Annotated in this window: 5 protein-coding genes; 2 read left to right on the forward strand and 3 right to left on the reverse strand. The window is 35.9% G+C overall.

The features are described 5' to 3' along the window. Positions 1-15: 15 nt before the first annotated feature. Positions 16-1,242, forward strand: a complete 1,227-nt coding sequence (locus tag METHO_RS13040; RefSeq protein ID WP_156811325.1) for a COG1470 family protein — start codon at positions 16-18, stop codon at positions 1,240-1,242. 108 nt (positions 1,243-1,350) lie between these two features. On the opposite strand, the gene METHO_RS13840 is transcribed toward METHO_RS13040, so the two are convergent. The 3 genes from METHO_RS13840 to METHO_RS13050 form a co-directional block, all read right to left on the reverse strand. Beyond that, positions 1,351-1,515: a hypothetical protein gene (locus METHO_RS13840; protein ID WP_015313983.1), complete on the reverse strand. Its 165-nt coding sequence runs from the start codon at positions 1,513-1,515 to the stop codon at positions 1,351-1,353. Positions 1,516-1,591: 76 nt separating this feature from the next. Next, the gene (locus METHO_RS13045) at positions 1,592-3,994 is read right to left on the reverse strand and encodes a disaggregatase related repeat-containing protein (RefSeq protein ID WP_015313984.1); all 2,403 of its coding nucleotides are present in this window, start codon (positions 3,992-3,994) and stop codon (positions 1,592-1,594) included. Between the two features lie 223 nt (positions 3,995-4,217). Next, positions 4,218-5,219, reverse strand: a complete 1,002-nt coding sequence (locus METHO_RS13050) for a formylglycine-generating enzyme family protein (RefSeq protein WP_172635216.1) — start codon at positions 5,217-5,219, stop codon at positions 4,218-4,220. A 669-nt stretch (positions 5,220-5,888) separates the two neighbouring features. Between METHO_RS13050 and METHO_RS13055 the strand changes: the two genes are divergently transcribed. Continuing rightward, positions 5,889-7,172, forward strand: a complete 1,284-nt coding sequence (locus METHO_RS13055; protein ID WP_015313986.1) for a Cdc6/Cdc18 family protein — start codon at positions 5,889-5,891, stop codon at positions 7,170-7,172. Positions 7,173-7,232 lie beyond the last annotated feature (60 nt).

The raw sequence follows: 7,232 nt of genomic DNA on the forward strand, positions 1-7,232 counted from the left end.
AATTTGGTGAAAACCATGAAACGAGGACAAATAATGATTTATGGAGTCGTAGCTGTGCTTCTTATTTGTGTTACAGGAGCTATTGCTGTGGCTGTAGATATACCTGAAACAGATACTGTTTCAGAGGATAGCATGATTGGTGTCGGTATTAGTAATGCTGAAATGACTGATAGATTAGTTCCTGATCCGTATTATGGAAGCATGATGATAAAGGAAGGAGAAACTGATAGTTTTGAATTTGTTCTGAAAAATCCAGGAGAAACAACAGCAAATGTTAATTTTTCTGTATATAATCCAGGATATTCTCAGTATCCTATTGATCCAAGCTGGATTACTATTACTCCTTCGTCTGTATCCATCGAAGCAGGAAAGAGTATCAATGTCAAGGTTGATGTGGCCATACCTGAAGGAACAAAAGTCGCAACTTATGACTGCATGTTGAATATTTCAGATGCACAGGGCATTGCGAGTGCAGTTATGGTGATGGTTGATGTATATGCTGATACTAGTATACAGTTCACCCCATATTCAATATATGATTGGGTAGAAGCTGGAAAAGAATACACATATAATATTACCATAAACAATACAGGAACAAAAGAAGTTTCAATCGATCCAAAATTGAGTAATGAAATTGGTTATTCTTATCCGGGAGCCGTGTCTGCGTTTGGAAATGATGATATTGAAATAACCAGTCCTTCAAGTGTTCTCCCTGGGGAGAGTGCAATCGTAAAATTGAAACTGACAGTACCAGAAGGATCTAAAGGTGAATTTTATGGTAGTGTTGATTTGAATATTAATGATTCGAGTATATATGAGGACAGTGATCAGGTTTCACTTAATTTCCATGTACCTGTAGCACCTTCAGAACCATACCAGATTCCATTCAAAGTTAAAGAAAATGGAACTGCTACTATAGAGCTAAAGTCAACAAGACCTCAATTTTACTCAATGAAAAGCTATGCTGATCCATCTTTTACTGTAAAGATATATGATCCTCAGGGCAAGGAAGTTAGTCCTACTTTGATGAGCAATATGTATGGAGGATCTGTGAGTTTAGCAAGTAATCCATACTTAATGATTGCTAATCTTGCCAGCAGTATTTCTGGATATCAGGACAATGTACAGCAATACATAGATACTTATGATGTAAATGTTACTCCAGGCACATGGACATTATCTGTACTGCCTTCTGCAACTGAGAGCTTCGATTATTCTATTGAGATTAAACCATCTCAGTAATATTGAATATCAAAATATCCGTCATATAAGGTGATGGATATCTTTTTTTTGATCAGAAAAAACGTGGTTAAAAAATAATGATGAATTTCAACCATAAGGAATTAAAAACTAGTTCTGAATTGCTATAATGGATTCTTTAGTTGCGTTAAGCTCACTTCTTTCTCCAAGTTCTATTATATTTGTAGAACTGCAGAAGGGACATTTCTTTCCTGGATGTAGTTCATCCCGATCAAATTTTGCATGGCAATGTTTACATTTTATTATTATATGCATAAAATATCACCTGAAAAATGTATGTTTTTTTGTTAGACGAAAAAATAGAAAACATGAGCGAAAGGTTGTTTCGCTCTTAACTTGTTATAGTTAACTTTGGTCTCTGAGAAGTGTTTGACCATTCTGAACTATAGAAAGCTATGTAATTGTTGCTTTCTGTCTTGGCTTTTAGGTAGAAACCAGTATTGTTGTAGTTGCCTTGTATGTATTCCTGTACAAGTTCTGTGACATCAAATTGATAATATTTGTTGTCAGGTATAGTACTTGCAGGGAATTTGATTGAAGCATAAGGTGTGCTTCCCTGAGCAATTCCATTATTATCATACCAGTTTCCTCCGGCTGTGGTCCAGGCAGTACCAGAAATACGGTTATTCCAGCTCACATAGTTTGGATCCCATTCTTTTGGTCTATATACTTCAACGACAGTATCTGCTGAACGAGTTGTACTTTCTGGATAATACCAATACAAATCCAAAGTTGCTTCTGATATTGTATCTGTTGGTTCAAATGCACTTAGATCGAATAATAGCAAATCTCTGCATCCACTTGTACTCTTTCCAACATCAAGATAAGTAATTGTTGAAAATATCGTACTTGGAGATGATTCACGTAATCTGTTATCATTAGATGCTGCAAGTGTTACTGTACTGGTTGAATTTGTGTTGACAATAACTTGTACAGTATCAGTAGACTTCTGTCCTGCTGTATCAGTAACGGTTAGTGTTACTGTATATGTTCCTGCAGTTGAATAGGTCTTGGCTGTAGTCTTTCCTGTAGCTTCAGAAGTAATGCCATTTGATGCATCAAAATCCCATGAGTAAGATATTATGCCTTTATCGTCTGTCGATAAGCTTGCATCGAAACTGACAGATGAACCAAGTGTAACTGCTTTATCAGTACCTGCATTGGCTACTGGTAGATTATCTGTTTCGTTTGGCACTGAAGAACCGCTTTTAGATGCCTGTGCTGTATTACCATACCTACCAATATTGATCCTACCTCCGTTTGGTGAGGGTTCATTGCTGTAGGATGAGCTTGAATATCCGGTATCTATTAATGTACTGGATACTGAATCTGCTATCCATGTTCCACTTGAATAGTGCCCTGCTTTGCTCTTGAGATGATAGTCACGGGAAGCTACATTTGAATTTGTTGAGTCAATACATTGTGGGTTGACATTCAGGTTATTGGTTAGTGTAAAGCTACTACCATATGTCTGCCCATTCTTATTATTGTAGATATCATTATTCTGGACTACAAATTTGCAATGGGTAGAATCTGTATTCCATATCCCAACACCTGATCCAGTAACTGATGAAACACCATCTGAGTTCATAATAATGTTGTTCCGTATAGTAGTTGTATATGTCACATCCTGGATTGGTCTTCCACTCCGGGTAAACCATTTGATTCCTGCATGACCTCCATCATCAAAAACATTGTTTTCGATTATTGTGTTATCAAAGCTGCATAGGACAATAGCAGCATTGCTGTATCCGGTATTGGATCCATACTGCCCGACCTTAGAAAAGGTATTATGGTATATATGTACATTCTTTGCATGGATTATGTCATCGGGATATGAGGCTGACATCCAGATTGCAGCACCAAGGACATTATAGATTTTGTTGTTGTATATTTCAATGTTCTCGAATTTGTTCGTGCCTTCTTCAGTGGATTTGTCGAGCTGAATAGCTGGTCCTGTTGAACCTCCTCCAGTCAAAGATGAATAGAATATGTTATCATGTATTTTTACATTATATGCTCCTGTTGAAAGTCTACAAGCACTGTTTGTTCGGGTAAATACAATGTTATTAGAAACATCGATATCATGGGATGTTATTGCATATAGTGCATCATGTCCCATCTTATAAATATCATTCCCGGTGAATTTTATGACGTTACAGTTTCTTGTCTTTAGTCCGTCACTGCATCCCCATTCAAGGCGCATATCAGAAACTTCAATATTATCTGCCCCATCAAAATACATGAGAATATAATAAGAGTTTCCAAGGGATACACCTTGATTATCACTGTTCCCATCAATAGTGAATCCTTTGATAGTAATATGATCGTCTTCTCCAGTGTTTGCTATCAAGGGAACATTCTCTGCCCATCCGGCATTTTTGATGAGCTTTATTCGAGCAGTAGAATCGCCTGTTAGTATTGTATTAGCACCGACGTTAAGAGTACTGTCTATCCAGTATGTATTAGGACCTCGTAAGTAAACAGTGCCTCCGCCCTGGCCTTTTATATATGTAAGAGCTTGGTTAATTTCAATGTGATCATTTGAACCGTCACATTTATAGTTCACAGTTCCGCTTGTGGTGCTTGTTCCGACATATACGGTAGCAGCTGCGGATAAACCAACGCTAAGAAAAGAAGTACATAGAAGACATAACAATACTAGTAAGATATGACGGGATTTTGCCCATCTTACGCCTTTGACTATATTTTCTTCATAACTTCGTTTATTCAACTATTCACTCTCCTTTTTCTTTTTATGTTTGATTTTACACTCTAGTATCTTGACTTATCAGTTAACTAGAGATAGAGTATATCCACTATAGGACTATGATATTTGATGTAGTGACAACAGATAGATAATAACATATAAAGATTTGTACACAATTATATTTAAAAATATTAATGTTTGAATGTTAGTGCAAATGTATGTTTGTAATTTTTTAAAAAAAGAGGAGTTAGGTTTCCATTACAATCCGGAAACCAATGTTAGTGTCTTCTTCGGTTGGATATTTGCTTGTTCTTTCTGCAGACATGCAGTTTCCGGCTGAAGATCCCCAAAAACCTCCTCTCAGTACCTTTGGGTTTGATCCAGGTTCATCCCATGCGCTTCCGTCTGTAGGTGCTTCTTTGTAATTTTGGTGCCAATCGTCCTGCACCCATTCAAATACATTACCATACATATCATAAAGTCCCCATGGATTTGATTGTTTTTGGCCTACAGAATAAGTTTCATCTTCAGAATTATCAATATACCATGCATAATCTCCAAGTTCGGTTTCATCATCTCCAAAGAAGTACGATGATTTTGTACCTGCTTTGCAGGCATATTCCCATTCAGCTTCTGTCGGAAGGCGATATTTAGTAGTATTTTCGAGTTTGTTTAGTTTGGAGATAAATTCCTGCGCTTCTTTCCATGATACCTGATCAACTGGCTGGTTTCTTCCTTTAGATGTAGAAGGGTTCTCGTCCATTATTTCGTTCCATTGCCTCTGTGTAACTTCATACTTTCCAATATAAAAGTCATTTTTTATTTCAACTGTATGAGTAGGTTGCATTATCTGAGAGTTTGAATATTCTCCTGCACCCATCTCAAATTCTCCGGCTGAAATTAGAACAAGATCTATTCCAATTGAATTGGTTTTAGTTGGCTCTGATTCTGTTTTTTCAGTTGAAGTTGTAGTTGATGCTGTCGAATTTATTGTATTATTTGTCGTTTCATTTACTATTTCTGTATTTGAAGTACTTTTAGTTGACTTTTTGTTAATATGAGTTTCATTATTAGCTCGAACAGTCATTTTGTCTAGAGTGGTGTTTTCGGTTAAATTCTGGGTTGTGTTTTTCGCGAGTGATACTTCCATAGTGGCAGTATTTACAAAACTGGTTGGTTCTTTATTGACATATCCAGCAAGAGCCGCTACGGCAATAACACCTAGTAGTAATATTAATAGAATCTTCATTTTCAATAAGATCACCATTGTACTAAAAAACATAATGATATAAAATTATTTGCTTTGTTTATATCGACTATTTGCTTTTTTTTGTTTTTGGATTAATCCATTAGCTTCAAACTTCGATACTTTTATTCTGGTGGGTGTTTCGTGGAAGTATTACTTAGAAAAAGAATACTTTTATGGAAACCGACTTTCGTAATCAAGAGACTTCAAAAGCATAGTAAACCATAAAGTCCATATTTTGTAAAATCGGTATCTATAGATAATTTGACCAATATTGATATATTTAATACTTCTATCGTGGGGTGTCTTGATAATCGTAATTTATATCCAAATCGTCACTGAATAGTGATTATGTTTTAGGATACCCACCCACCCCTTGATGGAAGTAATAACGGAAAATGCACATAAACTGCAGAGCAGTGTATGTTTCTTTTAAAAATGCACGGTTGTATGGTTTTGTAATTTTTTCTATAAATAGTTTATTACATATAATGTGATCATTTTTTTGTTTGTAAAAATGAAAAATACCTTCTTTACTTTTACTGAGGGGTGGGTGTTAGAAAACTAATGGAAATACTTTTATAACGGGATATCCCTATAAAACTAATGCAATAACGAGTATCAGAGATTATCTATCCCTAAAAAAGTGTATCACCATGAAGAGGAGAGACTATGGACGAATCAATTGAAAATATATTCAGCAATATGACTTCAAGTATCTTCAAAGATAGACATGTGTTGTCGAATACATTCATACCATCTAAACTGGTTGCAAGGGATGAACAGATCAGGACAATTGCTGAGAAAATGTATCCTGTACTTGAAGGTGGATCTCCTCAAAATGCAGTAATTCACGGTAATCCGGGTTCAGGGAAAACCGTTGTAATGAAATTTGTTTCACAACTATTGATGAAGGAAATGGAAACAAGAAGGATTGTCAATAAGGTGAAAACTATTTTTATTCGTTGTGAGGAAACGAATACTCCTACTAGAATCTTATATAAGATCCTTCAGGCTATTAATCCATTATCGACATTGCCTCCTATTGGTCTTGGAACTGAGCATTATTACAATGCTATCTGGAAAGAGCTTCGAGATACAAAGTTATCATTGATTATTGTCTTTGATGAAATTGATAAGATCAAAGAAGATAGTTTGTTGAACAATCTTTGTCGTTATGATGAAGATGAGAAAGCAGATTCCAGGCAATTCATTAGTGTGTTTGGTTTAACTAATGATTTGGGATGGTTGGATAATCTTGATGCACGTTTACGTTCTGTCCTTCGTGCGACTAAGATTGTGTTCTCTCCTTATAATGCTGATCACTTATGTGAGATCCTGTCGGATAGAGTTCCACTAGCATTCCAAGAAAATGCTATTCATGAAGATGTTATTGGATTCTGTGCTGCATATTCAGCAAGGGATGACGGAGATGCACGTAGAGCTTTGCTGTTACTGCAGACATCCGGAATGATAGCACAGCAACGAAACGAAAAAATGATAACGAAAAGCCACGTTGATGATGCTTTAAGTGAAGTGGATAAAAGTCATTACTCCAAACTTCTGAATGAAAGTACAAGTAGCCAAAAATTAATTCTTCTGAGTTTGATTTGCCTTACGAGATATACAACAGAGAAAATATCCACCGGATTGTTATATTCAGAATATTCTCATTTTGTAAAACTAGTGGGAATGGATCAGCTTAGTATCCAGAGAGTATCAGGCCTGATCAGCCAGTTGGAGACAGCGGGTTTCCTTGTTACAACAACCCGTAAAGGTAGGAAAGGGAATTCCCGTATATTGACTATAGATTCAGCAATGTTATCATTAGATGCTTTGATCCTTAGTGATCCTTTGTTAAATGGTCTTTCGGAAGCATACTACAATATAGGTGGAGGCAGCCAAAAACAGGCACAGGGTAGGTTTACGTGTATGGTGAGTTCTTCGCATTTATAAAAAGTAAGATAAGGTTAAATATTAGTTTACTAATCTAGTATATTTTATTTTAAATTTAAT

Source organism: Methanomethylovorans hollandica DSM 15978, from assembly GCF_000328665.1.
Classification (GTDB): domain Archaea; phylum Halobacteriota; class Methanosarcinia; order Methanosarcinales; family Methanosarcinaceae; genus Methanomethylovorans; species Methanomethylovorans hollandica.

Bases quoted from the DNA above. Each gene is read 5' to 3' on its own strand.
- METHO_RS13040 (WP_156811325.1), top strand. From the start codon at position 16: ATGAAACGAGGACAAATAATGATTTATGGAGTCGTAGCTGTGCTTCTT.
- METHO_RS13840 (WP_015313983.1), bottom strand. From the start codon at position 1,515: ATGCATATAATAATAAAATGTAAACATTGCCATGCAAAATTTGATCGG.
- METHO_RS13050 (WP_172635216.1), bottom strand. From the start codon at position 5,219: ATGAAGATTCTATTAATATTACTACTAGGTGTTATTGCCGTAGCGGCT.
- METHO_RS13055 (WP_015313986.1), top strand. From the start codon at position 5,889: ATGGACGAATCAATTGAAAATATATTCAGCAATATGACTTCAAGTATC.